The sequence below is a fragment of the Olsenella phocaeensis genome, assembly GCF_900120385.1.
Lineage (GTDB): Bacteria > Actinomycetota > Coriobacteriia > Coriobacteriales > Atopobiaceae > Olsenella_I > Olsenella_I phocaeensis.
Map to the genome: position 1 here is coordinate 996,555 of NZ_LT635494.1, position 14,431 is coordinate 1,010,985.

Below are 14,431 nucleotides of genomic sequence, written 5' to 3' on the forward strand. Positions count from 1 at the left end.
GAGGGCGACCGCCGAAGCAGCCGCCCTCTTGCGTTCGTTGGAGGCGAGACCCGGATTCGAACCGGGGATAAAGGCTTTGCAGGCCTCTGCCTTACCACTTGGCCATCTCGCCGTATGAAAAAGGCCGATCGAAACCGGCCCGATGTTCGCATGGAGCGGGCTACGGGGTTCGAACCCGCGACCTCCACCTTGGCAAGGTGGCGCGCTACCAACTGCGCCAAGCCCGCGAACGCGAGGAATAATATACGTGACGGCAACGGGCTATGCAAGCCCGAATTTCGAAAAACTTCCCTTCAGCCTTAAACGCGCAGCTAGACGTGGATAAAAACTTTTGAAGCAGACCAAGCCGCCTCGCTGCGCTATGCTCGATGGACGGTCAGGGCGCCAGGCAACCGGCCCCCGGGCCGACTGGTCGCTCCCGATCCGCCGGACCTACTTCCACTCGCCGCCGTCCCAACCCGACCCACGTCCATCCCAGAAGACGGAGCCGCATGCTTCTCAACATCCTCCTCCTGCTCGTCATCCTCCTGGTCGTGCGTGGCATCGCCCGTCTCGTCAGGTGGTTCCTCCTGTGGCTCGGCCGAGGCCGACGGCTGGATGGCGCCGTGGACATGCGCCGCATCAACCAGGACGCCGTCCGGGCCGACATAGAGGCCGAGAACGCGGCCGTTGGCGTCGAGCGACTCACGCGCGCCCAGCAGGCAGAGGTCATCGCCGCCCAGCTCATGGACCGCGAGCTCTTCCTGGCCGACCTGCATGTGGGCTGGTACCAGGTGGTGATCGTTTTCGTGATCGGCTCCATGGCAGGCCTCGTCCTCGAGGAGCTTTGGATGCTCATCACGGCCGGGCTCACCCAGAGCCGCGTGGGGCTGGTATGGGGGCCGTTCTCGCCTTTGTACGGATTCGGCGCCGTGCTGCTCACCCTCGTGAGCTTTGGCCTGCGGGAGAGGGGCGCGCGCGACTGGCAGGTCTTCCTCGCCTCCCTGGCCCTGGGAGGCGCGCTCGAGCAGCTGACCGGCTGGGGCATGCAGACCCTGTTCAGCGCAGAGTCCTGGACCTACGCCCACCTGCCCGACCACATCACCCAATGGGTCGCCTGGCGCTTCCTCGTCGCCTGGGGGCTCCTCGGTCTGGTGTGGGCCAAGCTCATCATGCCCGAGGCCCTGTACCGCATCGGCAGCCCCACGACGCGACGGCAGGTCGTCTTCGTGGTGCTCCTCGCTGCCTACCTGGCCCTGGACATCCTCATGACCGTGGCGTGCTTCCAGAGGAGGGCCGAGAGGGACGCCGGCATCCCTCCCGTCAACGCCTTCGAGGCCTGGGTGGACACCCACTACACGGACGAGTTCATGTCGAACCGCTTCCAGAACCTCGTGGTGGGGAGGGAGCTGTGACGGCCTCGGCAGGCGGGAACGGGGGAGAGGGGCGCTCGTCCGCGCCACCCACGACGTACGGCGCGAGGGTTGACGCCACCCCTCGCGAGGCCTACCTGGACTACGCGGCCGCCACGCCCCTCGACCCGCGCGCCCTCGAGGCGATGCTGCCCTACCTCACCGAGCGCTTCCACAACCCCTCGTCGCCCTACGCCGCCGCGCGTCGGGTGCGTGCCGACGTCGAGGACGCCCGTCGCCGCCTGGCGCTGGCGCTAGGCGCCCGTGCAGATGGCATCACCCTGACCTCGGGGGCCACCGAGGCCAACAACCTGGCCTTCGCCGCGACGGACGGGCACGTGGTCACCGACGCAATCGAGCACCAGAGCGTCCTGCGCGTCGCCGAGGGCCGTCCCCACACGCTGGTGGGGGTCGCCGCGGACGGGCGCGTGGACGCCCATGCCATGGCCGCCGCCATCACGTCCCAGACCGAGCTCGTGAGCCTCGAGCTGGCAAACGGCGAGGTGGGCTGCGTCCAGCCCGTGCGCGAGCTCGCACGGCTGGTCGCGGCGGAGCGCCGGCGCAGGCTCGAGGCGGGGGAGCCGCGCCAGCTCCTGCTGCACGTGGACGCCTCCCAGGCGACGGGTCAGCTGGCCGTGAACGTCTCGTCCCTCGAGGCGGACATGGTCACCGTGTCGGCGGCGAAGATCTATGGCCCCAAGCAGGTGGGCCTGCTCTGGTGCTCCGACCGCGTGCGCCTGCGCCCGCTGGTGCTGGGGGGCGGGCAGGAGCGCGGCGTGCGCTCCGGGACGGAGAACGTCGCCGGCATCGTAGGCTTCGCGCGGGCGTTGGAGCTCGCGGAGGCCCTGCGCCGGGAGGAGGCGGNGAGGTTCTCGCGCACACGCTCTTCCCCATAGGCGGCTATGCCAGCAAGGCGGAGGTACGTGCCGCCTGCGCCGAGCGGGGCCTGGGCGTGGAGGCCAAGCCGGACTCCGACGGCATCTGCTTCGTGGGCGAGGTGGGCATCCGCAGCTTCCTCCTGGACACGCTGGAACGCCGCGCGGGAGACGTCGTGGAATGGGAGACGGGCCGGGTCCTGGGCCGCCATGACGGGGCCTTCCTCTTCACTGTGGGGCAGCGTCGCGGGCTCGACCTGGGCGGGGGGCCTGCCCGCTACGTGGTGTCCACGGACGTGGAGAGGAACGTCGTCTACGTCAGCGCAAGCCTGGACTGCCCCGGGCTCTGGTGCCGGGGCCTGGAGCTCTCTGACGTGCGCTGGATTGCGGGACTCCCGCCTCGAGCTGGCCGCTACCTGCTGCGTACCCGCCACACGGGCGAGCTGGTCGAGGCGCTGGTCACGCCCCGCGAGCCCGACGTGGTGCACGGGCTTCCTTGGGCCACGGTCGAGTTCGACGAGCCGCGGCGCACGGTCGCGCCCGGACAGAGCGCCGTCGTGTACGACGGGCTGGAGTGCCTGGGGGGCGGCGTGGTCGTCCGCGGTCCGGAGGGCGTGCCGGGCTGGGCTTAGGAGGGGGCGGCGTACGCGCGCGTCTCTCGGCCGTCATGTCCCGTCGCGGTCATGGCTCCCGCCCCGTTCGCGTTGGTTGCCGCCCCTCGTGGCCCTTACCTCCCCGATTGCGCCATCTGGCGTCGTGCATCGGGGGGCGTACGCGCGCTGGGATATAGTTGCGAACACGCACGGACCGCAACGTCGCGCCGGCTGGTGCGACGCGCCTTTTGCATCGTTGGAACGTTGATTAGGAGGAGGAATCGGGTGCTGGGAGCTTACTTCACCCATCTGGCAGACGTGACCGCAGGTTGGAGCGCCGAGGCGGTGTTCTTGCGCATGGCGCTCGCGACATTGGTAGGCGTGGTCATCGGCCTCGAGCGAGAGTACAAGAACAAGGGCGCGGGCATCAAGACCCACGTGCTGGTGTGCCTGGGCTCGGCGATGTCCATGCTCGTGGCCCAGTACGTGCTGGTCACCTTCCCCGACGCACGCGCGGACATGAACCGCATCGGCGCGCAGGTCATCAGTGGCGTGGGCTTCCTTGGCGTGGGTACGATCATGGTCACCGGCCTCAACGAGGTGCGCGGCCTCACCACGGCAGCGGGGCTCTGGGCTTGTGCCTGCATTGGCCTGGCGGCGGGCATCGGGTTCGTGGAGGGCACGCTGATCGCGCTGGTCTTCGTCCTGTTCACCTTCGCGGTGCTGTCGCGCATCGACGCGCGGGTGCGCAGCAAGTCGAAGAACTTTGACATCTACGTCGAGTTCGAGGATCGCAGCGGCGCGAAGAAGATGCTCAAGATGCTGCACTCGTGGGATTGCACCTACAGCGACTTCACCCTGACGCGCGGGGAGTCGGGCGAGAGGGGCATGGCGGCGACGATGTCCATCCACCTCTTCGAGCTGGGCCAGAAGGAGCCGTTCCTCAACTCGATTCAGAACCTGGACTTCGTCAGCTACTGCGACGAGATGTAGGGGAGAGGGGCGCGCGGCGGCCGCGACGGCGTCAGGCGCGTGCGTCTTTGCTGCGACAACGTCCAACGCGTGCGTGTCGACCGCGCGACTACGCTCGGCGCGCATATCTCGCCTGCGACGACGTCCAATGCGTGCGGTACTGCCACGACTACGTCCAACACGTGCGAATTTGTCGCGAGAACGTCCAGCGCGCGCTTCTCGCCCGCGACAACGTCGAACGCGTGCGTTTTTGCCGCGACTACGTCCGACGCGTCTTTTCTCCATCGCTCAACTGGGTAAACGTGACGCGTATAAACGCGTTCGACGTGCTCGCGAGCGATGATGACGCGTTGGACGCTGTCGCAGGCATGATGGCCGATCATGTCATCTTGGTAAGTCAGCAGAATTTGAATTTTTGCTGACTAACCTTTCCGTGAGCTGGGCAAATGCGAATGAGGTCAGCAGAAGAGAAAATAATGCTGACTTGGTACGGAGCGGATGACGGGGCGAGTGGCCGGAAACTCCCAATGCCAGCCGACAGCCGTCCACCATGCCAGCCATCTGACAAGTCACCGAAAGAATGCCGTCCTGCCATTTAGGCAAGTACAATCAAGATGGTTCACAGCGGAGAGGAGGCGTCATGTCCGAGCCACTTTCAAGAGATGAGATCACCCAGATCATCAGGCCAATCCTAAGGCGATATCATGCGAGCGGCGCCGCCCTATTCGGCTCATACGCACGTGGGGAAGCGACGCAAGACTCGGACATTGACCTCATCATCTATGGCGGTCCCGATTTTGATCGTACGGACATCTTCTCCATTGCCGAGGAGCTCTTTGAAGCCTCTGGAAAGCGAGTTGACGTCTACGAAGCAAGCGAACTCAATCCGGCCTCCGACTTCTATAGTTCGGTCAAGCATGACGAGGTGCGTGTGGTATGAACGACTCCGACCGCCGGAACCTCGAGCGAGCACTTGAGTTCGCCGATGAGCTCGCAAGTACGCTCGTCGAGCGCGACATCACACGCGAGATCCTGATATCCGATCGCTTTGTTCAGTGGGCAATCACAACGCCGCTGTATAACGTGGGCGAGTTCGTCTCGCACGTCTCCAAAGAACTGCGGGCCTCGCACCCAGAAATCCCGTGGTCCAAGGTCGCGGGCACGAGACATCGCTTGGTACATGACTACGGCGGCACCGATTGGACCATAGTCACGGAGATAGTCTATAGGGACCTGCCCTCCTTCGCGGACCAAATCCGTGGACTGCTGAGATAGCGATTCTTCCAATTGGATGCTTTCTGGCAGCCAGCAATAGGCTGCATATCGACAACGTCCAACGCGTCACCACCACTAGCGAGTACGTCGAACGCGTTTTTACGCGTCACGTTTGCCCAGTTGAGCGATGGAGAAAAGACGCGTCGAACGTAGTCGCGGCAAAAACGCACGCGTTCGGCGTAGTCGCGGCAGAGACGCACGCGCCGCCATCGCCGCATCAGCGCCAAGCGCTCCGCCAGCCACTTCGAGCGAGTAGGTATGGAGAGAAAATATCTGTTGCATGCTGGGGGGAGTTCCTCTATAGTAGCTAACGCGCTGCGCGAACCCCCCCATGCGCGGCAGACATATTCGGGCGTTTAGCTCAGGGGGAGAGCGCTTCCCTGACACGGAAGAGGTCACAAGTTCAAATCTTGTAACGCCCACCAAAATCAAGCCCCGTACCTGCGGAAACGCGGATGCGGGGTTTTCGTATGGCTCGATTTATCCCAATGCGCAGCAAATGCGCAGCGGATGCGCAGCAGCAACGCGAGTCTGATTGCCGTGTGGATGCGGACTGCCCTCCATCGCGGTACTGGCATGCGCTGTTTTCGTGGAGCGGGTGGGCGGCAGGGCCACGCAATAAAGCCCGCCACCAAAACACACGGCATTGGAACGGGGGGTGCGCGTGGACGGAACGGGTGCGGTTCGCATCACGGGACGGAACCGATTCTCACCCGTGCGCCTAGTAGGGGTGGGCAAACGCCAGTGCCCACCTACTACAGGTGCACGCACCACTTCCAGTGGAACGGAAAGGAACGGAACGTTCTTATATATATCGGTTCCGTTCCAATCTCGGGGGGCGCTCGGGTTTTTGGTGGTGGGCTGGGCCGGTGGTCCTCCCCGCGAAAAAGTCGGGATTTTTAAATTTGGGGCCTCGGTCGGAATCCGTGGAAGGGACGCCGGTCTACGCCATGCGGCGAAAAGGGGGCGTTACCCCCGGGGGGCACGCCCCGCTCACGGCCCAGGCGAGAGGGCCGTTTGAGATGCTTATGCTGGGTGGCAGGCAGGCATTGCGTGGAACGGGGAGGAAGCCATGACGTACGATTGCCAGCCGGGAAGCCAGCCACGCCCGCGCTCCGCCAGGGACGGCCTGGGGCGGGTGCGCGCCATGTCCGCCGACTACGCCAGGTCGCGGCGCACGCTCGCCCAGGTGAACGCGATGGTGGCGGAGAGGAGCGGGGAGGCCCCGGCGCACCTCCTGAGGGCCAGGGACGCCATGACGGCCCGCCTGGCCGCCTGCGAGGAAGCCTGGGACGCCCTGTGGCCCGCGCTCGCGCGCGTGGCCTCCTCCTGCGGCCCCGCCGCCGCCGAGGTCGTGCGCCTGAGGTGCTGCGAGGCCCTGGCGTGGGGCGAGGTCGCCCGGGGCGTCTCGTACTCCGTGCGGCAGGCGCAGAACCTCCTCGCCCGCGCCTGCCGCGACCTGGACGCGTGGGACGGCCCGGCGCCGTGGCGGGGCTCCGGGGCCGCCCCACCTGCCTAGCGTCCCGCAGCTGGGAGCAGGCCGAGCGCCTTCGAGAAGCTGAGCAGGAGCCTGAGCTGCTGGGGCGTCACCTTTCTGGCCCCGTCCATCTGGCCCGCAAGGTCGAGCGCCCCGAGTATGAGCGCCGCCTGGGCGTCCTCGTCGAGCTTGCCTGCGGCCACGGCGGCGTCAACGCCCGCCCGCATCGAGCCGTAGTACCCCTGCGCTATCGTCCCCACCATTACGTCCCTCATCGTTCCTCCATCCTGCCCGTCTGGGCACTCGCTGCCGCTTTCTCTGAAAATGCCCCGGGGGGGAGAAAGGCCCTAATGCAGGGCCAGGGCCCCTCCCCTCAAATAAAAGGCTCCTCATCATTTCTGGTGGCCACCACTCCCCGGGACGGGAGGCGGCCCCCCGCCCCGAACGGTGGGATCCGGCCGTCGGGCGGGCCTCGGCGGCCGGGGGGACGGGACGGGCGACGCCGGGGTGCCTGCGGGCCNGACGCAGCAAACGCGATCCCGGAGGGGCCCGGCTCGGTCGCCCGGTCCGTCAAGAGGGCCTCGGGGGGCTTCGGGGACCTGGCCTGCCTGGGGGCCATGGCCTTCCTCGGGCTGGGACGCCTGGGCTTCTCGGCCCGGCTGGCGTCGGAGTGTGCTGACCACCAGAAGTGACGACGAGCCAAAATTTAGGGTGTAAAATCAAGACAATCTAATGCTCCAGCTCTTCGACGCTGGTGTCTGCATACACGCGCTCTGGTGAGGGCGGGACGCCAGAGACCGGGGTCTGGCCTGGATTTAAGGCACCCACTGGGGTCCGTGAACGGATTAGGACTGATAGTTGCATGAATCAAAAACGCATCCTTGTCGTCGAAGACGACGCAGCCATCAGTGATGTCGTCTGCTCGACGCTGCAAGGGAGGGGCTACGCGTGCCTGCCTGCGTACTCGGGCAGCGAGGCGCGCCTAGCCATCGGCTCGGGAGAGTCGTTCGACCTCGCGATTTGCGACCTTATGCTACCGGGGCTCCCGGGTGAGGACGTGGTGACCCTCATCAGGACGAGGGGTATGGCACCGATTCTCGTGATTTCGGCCAGGGCGCAGGTGACCGACCGCGTGTCGCTCCTGCGCATCGGTGCCGACGACTACTTGGTGAAGCCCTTCGACCTTGACGAGCTGGTAGCGCGCGTCGAGGCACTGCTGCGCCGTACGGGTGCTGCCGCTGAAGGCGCGCGGTACGCGGATGGCACAGCCGACCCTCCGCTCGTTTACGGAAAGTGGCTTCTGTCCGAGAGGGAGCGGCGCTTCGAGGCGGCCGGGCATCCCGTCAGGCTCACGCGGACCGAGTTCGACATCGTCGCGACGCTCATGCGCAGCCCGCGCAGGGTGTTCACCAAGCAGGGGCTGTATCGGCTGGTGTGGAACGAGGATCCGGCCCCGGAGGAAAATGCTGTCGGCACTCATGTCTCCAACATCCGCGCCAAGCTCAAGGGCACTGGCACCGAAGGCTATATCGAGACGGTATGGGGTATCGGCTTCAAGCTCGCTGACCGCTCGTGAAGGCCCCGGCTCTCAGCCATGGCATTGCCGTCCGATAATCTTTAGACTTTCTTGTGGCTTTGCGGGAGGTTCTCCGAAGGCCACCTGCCACACTCGGGGTCAAGGATTCGCCGATTTGAGGGGTGGGGCATGGATGCGATAAGGGTTTCTGGCCTGGTGAAGGAGTTCGGGCATAAGCGCGTCCTCGACAGCGTGGACCTGCGCGTGGGCATGGGCGAGGTCTACGGTCTCGTCGGGTGCAACGGTGCCGGCAAGTCGACGCTCATGAAGATACTAGCGGGTCTGGTGCTGCCGACGACGGGCGAAGTCGAGATACTGGGAGAGCGCCAGAGGCCGGGCTGCACGAGTGGCCGCCTCGGCGCCCTCGTCGAGAGCCCCGGGGTCTACCCGGGACTTACCTGCCTGGACAACGTCATGGTGAGGGCCCTCGCCCTCGGCGTGCCGAGGGCGAGGGAGGCGAGCGCCAAGGCGCTCGGCGCCGTGGGGCTGGCGCCGGCAGCCGGAAGGCGCGCGAAGGCCTGTTCTCTCGGCATGAGGCAGCGTCTCGGCCTGGCGCTCGTCCTGGTGGGCTCCCCCGACCTGCTGGTGCTCGACGAGCCCTTCAACGGGCTCGACCCGGAGGCGGTGCGGGAGCTGCGCGCGACCATCATGGGCCTGGTTCGCGACCGCTCGGTCACCGTGTTCCTGAGCTCCCACGTTCTCGACCAGCTCGGTCGCATGGCCACCGGATACGGCGTTATCCGCGACGGCAGGATCGTGCGCCAGATGAGCGCGGCCGAGGTGGAGGCGGAGTGCTCCGACTACCTGAGCATCCGCTCCGCCGAGCCGCAGGCTGCCCTCGCGAGGCTCGAGGACGCCTTCCCGCAGGCGTCGTTCTCCGTCATGCCCGACGACGCCATACGCGTCGGGGGCGGCGTTACCGCCGAGCGGGCCGGAAGGGTGCTCGCGCAGGCGGGAATCGCCGTGAGCGAGATGTTCGTCAAGAAGAGGGACGTAGAAGAGCTCTTCGTCGGCCTCATGGGCGACGGGCGGTCTTTGCCTGCGGCGGGTGTGGCATCGAGATCGCAAGGGACGGAGGCAGAGGGCCCTTGCGGCTCCCGCAGAGGGGGTGATGGACGATGAGCTTGGGCGGTCTGCTCAGGGCGATGGCGTATCGGCTGGTCAGGAGCCGGGCGTCGATGGTGCTTCTCTGCGCGTTGGCGACCTTTGTCGTGGGAGGCGTCGTCTCGCTCAAGGTCATCGGAGCGGATGGATCCGTTGCGGCGAGAATCTCCGAGACGAGCTCCGACATCTCCCTCGGCCTCGGCGCCCTTTTCCCCGGCACGGGATGCGTCGACCTCGTCCGGGCCTGCGGCGTGCTGTTCGTGCGCGGCAGCGCCGTCTCCATGATCGTCTCCTCGCTCTGCGGGCTTTTCTTTGCGTCGGACCTGAAGTGCGGGTTCGTGAAGAACGTGGCCCAGGGCCGCGGTGCCCGTACCCACTACGCCCTTGCAGCGTGCGGCCTGGCCCTCGCGGTGTCGGCATTGGCCGTCTTGGGCGGGGTCGTCGCATCCCTCGTCTCCCTGGTGTCCCTGGGCTTTGTCGTCTCGGTGCCGGGAATTCCGGAGCTGCTGTCCTGGGTCGTGGAGGTGTGGCTCTCCGTCTCCGCATACGCTCTGGCAGCGACGCTGGCGGCGATCTTGTCAGGAAGCGAGGCGTTTTCCGTTGTTTTCGGCCTGTCGCTCGGCGGGGGCGTCGTTGGGAAGCTGCTGTGCTCCGCAGCCGGCCTGCTGGCGGGGTCTCCCGAAAGCGCCGGGGCGGTCTTCTCTGGCAGCCTGGCTACGGTGGTGTCGCGCCTTGGCAGCGGGAGCGTGCTCCCGTGGGGGGCGATGGGTCCGGTGTTGGTCGCTATCGCGTTCACCGCTGCCCTGACGGTGGTGACCGTTCGACGGAGGGGCCTGGCCTGACGGATCGGCGGCTTCGGCCGTGCCCCTCCTGCGGGAGGGGCGAGGGGGTTGATGCAGCTTGGAACAAATGGTGGTGGCGTCGCTCCTCGTCGCCCTGCTCGCCGTCATCGCGCTCTACGAGCGGGAGCTTAGGCGCATGGCACGCTTCCTGGGCCGCAGCGACCGGACCGCCAACGAGCGGGTGGAGGTGGGCTTTTCCACTCCCGGCATCTCGTTGGTCGCCGCCGCCGTCAACAGGGGGATGGAGGAGCGAAGCGACGAGCGCGCGGCCGTCGGCGAGCAGAGGAGGGCCTTCCAGCACGGCCTTGCCGCACTCTCGCACGACATTCGCACGCCGCTTTCGGGGGCACAGGGCTACTTGCAGCTCCACGACCGCAGCTCCGATTCCGTCGAGAGGGCGCGCTGCCTTCGCGGGGCCGCGTCCTGCCTCGCGGACATGCGCGCCCTCACTGACGCGCTGCTCGACTATGCGAAGGTGTCCTCCCAGGACGGACCGCTCGAGCTCTCCCCCGTGGCGGTGATGCCCGCCCTCGCCTCGGTGCTGGCCGACGCATATCCGCGGTTTGCGGAGCGGGGGTGGGAGCCAGCGATCCTGTTTGCCGACGAGGGCGTGCGGGTGATGGCGGACGAGGGGTCCCTCGAGCGCGTGCTCTCGAACCTCGTCGCCAATGCGTTGCAGCATGGGGCTTCGGCACCCGTCATCTCCCAAGGCTTCCTCCCGGCGCCGGATGGGGGGGACGCTCGGATCGTGGTCGTCTCCGTCTCCAACGAAGTGGGCGACGCCGGTTCGATAGACGTGGACCGCTTGTTTGAGAGGTTCTACCAATCCGACGGTGCACGCTCGGGGGCGGGATCGGGGTTGGGTCTCGCCATCGTTGCGAGGCTCTGCGAGCGAATGGGCGGCTCTGCGGCGGCAGGGGTCGAGGGCGGGCGCCTCTCCATATCCGCGCGCCTGCCTGCGGCCTAATCACCTTGCTGGATCGGCTTTGACCTCACCTTGGGCGGACGAGATAGCGGCTTGGCCCATCTCCCGGCAACCCGACCTCGTGCGGCGGAACGAGATGCTAGCCATGCTGGTAGCAAGGAAGCCGGAATGAGGGGCCGGCTCTCGCCATCGGCATAGGCTGACTGCCTGCCTAGCCCCTGAAGGATGCCTTCCAGGCCTCGTACTCGTCCTCGGAGACCTCGCCGGCCTCCAGCCGCTCACGCATTCGCGCCCATGCCCTCAGGGCCTGGAAGAGCTTCTGGGAGCCGTCCGCCTTTGGGTCGACGGCGATCCCGATGCCGCCTTCCGTCTCGACGGGCCTGAAGCCCATCTCGCCCTCGAGCCTGAAGGCCATCTCGAGCGCCCCACGCGCGCTTTCGGGGCCTATGTCCGCAAGGGACTCCGGGGCGACGTCGAGCGCCCCGGCGATCGCCTCCAGCTGCGCCCCGCTCGGCGTGCGCAGGCCGAGCTCGTAGTTGCGGATGGCCGACTCGGTGACGCCGACCTCCTCCGCGAGGCCCCTCTGGGTGTAATCCCGACAAGGCCAATCCCGCCCGCTACAGCGTGGGCAGCAAGGGCGCAACGACATCGGCGGCCGAGTTGAGCATGACGGCCAGGGTAAATCCGGCAAGCGCCATCATGAAGACCCCAAGCAGGGCAGTGGCGATGCCGGCAGCGACGTTGTGCTCGTTGACGTATATCGCCTCGGCCGGCTCGCGCGGGTTGACCAAAAGCGTGCAGGGATCCCCCACCCCGAGAGGCTCGCGGCCCCTCTTCGTCGGCTTCCGGTTGGCAGGACCGGCTGGCGGCTCTGGGGGCCGGTATCCGGCAGCGACACGGTTCACCCTGCCGCTCAGGTCGTCGGCCTCGTATGTCTGGTCCTGATAGTCGAACGTGGCGGTGTACACCCGTGAGTAAGACTTGCCGGTGGGTATGATGCGGGAGTCGGTGATCGTGGCCTCGACCTGCGCCGTGCAACGCCGACGCGCGGTCGCCTTGCTGATGCCCCAGACGACCCCGTACGCGCCGATGCACAAAAGCGCCGTGCACGTGTACGCGAAGGTGACGAGCGCCCTCGCGGTCTCTGGGAGGGCGAAGATCGCGAGGGTGACGATGATGCCGACTGCCGCGAGAACCTTCCACCCCGTGCCCCTCTTCCTCGAAGACAAGCCTTGCGTCAGCAGGTAGCAAAGCATGGCGATGGACGCGGACATCCAAACGCAGAGCAAGGCGATGCCGCTATCGGGAGCGAACGATTCCATGCGGCTTCTTCCAAAAGGGCTCGATGCGAGAGCACCGTCCCCTATGCCTGGCGCCGCATCCGCTTCGCCACGCAAGCCTAGAGGTCGATGTATGTCTTGCTCGAAGGCAGCCTGTCGGCGGAGGGGATGTCAACGTAGTTCTTGGCGTAGTCGTTCGGGTTGACGTACACGTCGATGTGGTCGCCCGCATGGAGCGCATCCTCGACCGGCCAGTAAGCGCAGGCGCTGGTGAAGCGGTAGTTCTGCCCGCCCTCCTCGTATGTGCACCGGACCTGCCGGCCGGGCACGCCGTTGAACGTCCGGTTGTTGAGGACCGTTACCTCCTGCACTGTCGCGTCGAGCCGTTTGCCCGTCTGCTTCAGGTTCCCGATGCGCCGCCGGCGCACACGGGGAACGATCAGGAGCGACAGCCCTGTCACCAGGCAGAGGGCGCCCGACCCTCCGAAGCCCGCCAGGGTCATGGTGGCGAAGCCGGGGACGGCGACGTTGCCGGGATGCTCGGGGTCAACCAGAAGCTCCAGCTGCTCCCCCTCGTACATCGAGCCGTCGTAGGAGTTCAGGAGCACGTCGTCGTAGCTCTTGCCGTCATACTCATAGCTCACGTATACGTCGTAGTTGGTGCTTGTGCTGCTGTTGCTGCCAGTGCCGTTGCGGGTTCTGTAGACGTCGATCCGGTCGATCTGCGCCTGCACCGTCTCGCCCGCTGCGTACTTCTGGTTCGTGCTCACGAACAGAGCGATGCCAATCGTGAGCACGATAGCCCCGATCACCGTAAATATGGCACCCAGTATGGTGAGGAGCTTCCTGCTGTCCATGTATCTTGTTCCCTTCTGTCTGCGGGCTCCGGTTCCCCAGGCAAAGCTCATATAGTAGGGTACTACGCTGCATGAGGGGCCTTACCATCTTTCCCCTCGGGTAGGCGGGACAGAGCAAACGATTTCAACCGCGTTCACCTTGGTCAATCTGCCGCTCCAGCTCGTATTCGTGGCCGACACGCACTTTCCATGCGATAGGTAGTGCGGGACGGCTGCGTGCTTCTGCCTTTCCGTGGACCTTACATGCGAGCGGTAGTCGGGCCGGAGCCGTGCCTCGGGCAGCCGTCGCATCGGTTGTAGAGCGCCTGCCAGCTGGGATACACCAGCTCGTCGCGCACCTCAGCGGTGTTCCTGTCATGCTTTATATAGAGTCCCACAGCCCGTTTTCTCTGTTCGGATGAACATGGCACCAGAACCTCCAGACGTCATCGTTTGGTGCGGATTTCTGATACCACCCCCAGTGTCAACCAAACTGGGGCAGGTTCAGTTCCCCATCATTCTTCACGAAGCCATCATCCCTCGCGGACGCGGGCCTGTCGCAGAGCCTCCCCATCATGTATCGCCGCTTCCTGGGCGCGCCACCGGGCCAAGAGGCCCCGACCGCAGACCCTGATTCGCAGCTAGCCGAGATGTGTACGGGAGACGCGATTTTGGGCGATGGCGGCAAGAACGCACCTCCTCCGAGCTGCGGTTCCCCAGGGCGGCCCGGCCGCCCGGGGTGCCATTCCCCGCAGTGGGGGAAACGCGCCCCCTCTGCGGGCCGCCTGCCTGCGCAGACGGGAACGGGTGCCCGTACACATCTCGGCTAGCTGCGAATCAGGGTCTGCCGCGCCCGGCTCCAGGAGCAGCACGCCCCCTCGGGGGCGAGGACGGTCAGGAGCCCGTCGCCGAAGGGCCTCCCCCGTGGCCGCGGCAGAAGGCGGCCGGCATGCCANGAGGCCATGGGCAACGCGGTCGACCACACAGACGGCCACTGCGCCCTGGTGACGGTGGCCCGCTACCCGGACCGTGCCGTCATCGAGGTGACCGACTGCGGCTGCGGCTACGAGCTGGAGCCCGGGAGCGAGCTTCCCGAGGTCTCTGATTCGGGCGAGAGGGGCCGGGGGATCCGGCTGATGCGCCTCCTGGCGGACGCGGTGACCATCGCGCGAAAGCCCTCCGGGCGCGGGACCGTGGTGCGCATTGTGAAGCTGCTGGGATAGGGGCGACCCGCGGGTGCGGGCGTGGGTTGCGAGGCGGGGTTCCGCTGCGGGTGCGCGATGGG

At 66.5% G+C, this 14,431-nt stretch carries 18 protein-coding genes and 3 tRNA genes; 14 read left to right on the forward strand and 7 right to left on the reverse strand.

Annotated features, from left to right (window positions below; genetic code table 11):
- Window positions 1-38: 38 nt before the first annotated feature.
- Both BQ7388_RS04710 and BQ7388_RS04715 read right to left on the reverse strand, forming a co-directional pair.
- Window positions 39-112: transfer RNA gene (locus BQ7388_RS04710), tRNA-Cys, on the reverse strand.
- Between the two features lie 39 nt (window positions 113-151).
- A tRNA-Gly gene (locus tag BQ7388_RS04715) sits at window positions 152-227 on the reverse strand.
- A 264-nt stretch (window positions 228-491) separates the two neighbouring features.
- On the opposite strand from BQ7388_RS04715, the gene BQ7388_RS04720 reads away from it, so the two are divergent.
- From BQ7388_RS04720 to BQ7388_RS04760, 9 genes are all read left to right on the forward strand, one after another.
- Entirely contained in the window at window positions 492-1,394 is a 903-nt protein-coding gene (locus BQ7388_RS04720; protein ID WP_072499882.1) for a putative ABC transporter permease, read from the forward strand.
- 143 nt (window positions 1,395-1,537) lie between these two features.
- A complete protein-coding gene (locus BQ7388_RS04725) occupies window positions 1,538-2,287 on the forward strand; it encodes a cysteine desulfurase family protein (protein WP_456319927.1) in 750 nt (249 codons plus the stop codon).
- A gap of 56 nt (window positions 2,288-2,343) precedes the next feature.
- Window positions 2,344-2,898, forward strand: a complete 555-nt coding sequence (locus BQ7388_RS04730) for a tRNA methyl transferase PRC-barrel domain-containing protein (RefSeq protein WP_327196107.1) — start codon at window positions 2,344-2,346, stop codon at window positions 2,896-2,898.
- A 246-nt stretch (window positions 2,899-3,144) separates the two neighbouring features.
- On the forward strand, window positions 3,145-3,852 hold the full coding sequence (locus BQ7388_RS04735; RefSeq protein ID WP_009277813.1) for an MgtC/SapB family protein: 708 nt from the start codon (window positions 3,145-3,147) through the stop codon (window positions 3,850-3,852).
- A gap of 161 nt (window positions 3,853-4,013) precedes the next feature.
- Window positions 4,014-4,253: a hypothetical protein gene (locus BQ7388_RS04740; protein ID WP_159430789.1), complete on the forward strand. Its 240-nt coding sequence runs from the start codon at window positions 4,014-4,016 to the stop codon at window positions 4,251-4,253.
- Between the two features lie 218 nt (window positions 4,254-4,471).
- Entirely contained in the window at window positions 4,472-4,771 is a 300-nt protein-coding gene (locus BQ7388_RS04745) for a nucleotidyltransferase family protein (RefSeq protein WP_072499884.1), read from the forward strand.
- A complete protein-coding gene (locus BQ7388_RS04750; RefSeq protein WP_009277811.1) occupies window positions 4,768-5,106 on the forward strand; it encodes a HepT-like ribonuclease domain-containing protein in 339 nt (112 codons plus the stop codon). The genes BQ7388_RS04745 and BQ7388_RS04750 overlap by 4 nt, the downstream gene beginning before the upstream one ends.
- A gap of 350 nt (window positions 5,107-5,456) precedes the next feature.
- Window positions 5,457-5,531: transfer RNA gene (locus BQ7388_RS04755), tRNA-Val, on the forward strand.
- 647 nt (window positions 5,532-6,178) lie between these two features.
- Window positions 6,179-6,625 carry a hypothetical protein gene (locus BQ7388_RS04760; protein WP_072499885.1) on the forward strand — a complete coding sequence of 149 codons (447 nt, stop codon included), beginning with the start codon at window positions 6,179-6,181 and terminating at the stop codon, window positions 6,623-6,625.
- Here BQ7388_RS04760 and BQ7388_RS04765 read toward each other — a convergent pair.
- The gene (locus tag BQ7388_RS04765) at window positions 6,622-6,858 is read right to left on the reverse strand and encodes a hypothetical protein (RefSeq protein WP_062530517.1); all 237 of its coding nucleotides are present in this window, start codon (window positions 6,856-6,858) and stop codon (window positions 6,622-6,624) included. The two genes, BQ7388_RS04760 and BQ7388_RS04765, sit on opposite strands and share 4 nt — an antisense overlap.
- Window positions 6,859-7,445: 587 nt before the next feature.
- On the opposite strand from BQ7388_RS04765, the gene BQ7388_RS04775 reads away from it, so the two are divergent.
- The 4 genes from BQ7388_RS04775 to BQ7388_RS04790 all read left to right on the forward strand — a co-directional run bounded on the left by BQ7388_RS04775 (window position 7,446) and on the right by BQ7388_RS04790 (window position 11,072).
- Window positions 7,446-8,159 carry a response regulator transcription factor gene (locus BQ7388_RS04775; RefSeq protein ID WP_062530520.1) on the forward strand — a complete coding sequence of 238 codons (714 nt, stop codon included), beginning with the start codon at window positions 7,446-7,448 and terminating at the stop codon, window positions 8,157-8,159.
- A 129-nt stretch (window positions 8,160-8,288) separates the two neighbouring features.
- Window positions 8,289-9,281, forward strand: a complete 993-nt coding sequence (locus BQ7388_RS04780; RefSeq protein WP_072499887.1) for an ABC transporter ATP-binding protein — start codon at window positions 8,289-8,291, stop codon at window positions 9,279-9,281.
- Between the two features lie 2 nt (window positions 9,282-9,283).
- Window positions 9,284-10,105: a hypothetical protein gene (locus BQ7388_RS12640; RefSeq protein ID WP_200781428.1), complete on the forward strand. Its 822-nt coding sequence runs from the start codon at window positions 9,284-9,286 to the stop codon at window positions 10,103-10,105.
- A 67-nt stretch (window positions 10,106-10,172) separates the two neighbouring features.
- Complete coding sequence (locus BQ7388_RS04790) at window positions 10,173-11,072, forward strand: sensor histidine kinase (protein WP_062530524.1); 900 nt, start codon at window positions 10,173-10,175, stop codon at window positions 11,070-11,072.
- 169 nt (window positions 11,073-11,241) lie between these two features.
- On the opposite strand, the gene BQ7388_RS04795 is transcribed toward BQ7388_RS04790, so the two are convergent.
- The 4 genes from BQ7388_RS04795 to BQ7388_RS12270 form a co-directional block, all read right to left on the reverse strand.
- Window positions 11,242-11,679, reverse strand: coding sequence for a helix-turn-helix domain-containing protein (locus BQ7388_RS04795; protein WP_062530527.1), 438 nt, complete (start codon window positions 11,677-11,679; stop codon window positions 11,242-11,244).
- Window positions 11,648-12,352 (reverse strand): DUF3592 domain-containing protein, encoded by a 705-nt coding sequence (locus BQ7388_RS04800; RefSeq protein ID WP_062530529.1) that lies wholly within the window; start codon window positions 12,350-12,352, stop codon window positions 11,648-11,650. Before BQ7388_RS04800 ends, BQ7388_RS04795 begins: the two co-directional genes overlap by 32 nt.
- A gap of 77 nt (window positions 12,353-12,429) precedes the next feature.
- Window positions 12,430-13,167, reverse strand: a complete 738-nt coding sequence (locus BQ7388_RS04805) for a DUF3592 domain-containing protein (protein ID WP_062530531.1) — start codon at window positions 13,165-13,167, stop codon at window positions 12,430-12,432.
- 239 nt (window positions 13,168-13,406) lie between these two features.
- Entirely contained in the window at window positions 13,407-13,544 is a 138-nt protein-coding gene (locus BQ7388_RS12270) for a hypothetical protein (protein ID WP_156439406.1), read from the reverse strand.
- Between the two features lie 438 nt (window positions 13,545-13,982).
- Between BQ7388_RS12270 and BQ7388_RS04810 the strand changes: the two genes are divergently transcribed.
- The gene (locus BQ7388_RS04810) at window positions 13,983-14,369 is read left to right on the forward strand and encodes an ATP-binding protein (RefSeq protein ID WP_268794041.1); all 387 of its coding nucleotides are present in this window, start codon (window positions 13,983-13,985) and stop codon (window positions 14,367-14,369) included.
- The last annotated feature ends 62 nt before the right edge of the window (window positions 14,370-14,431 follow it).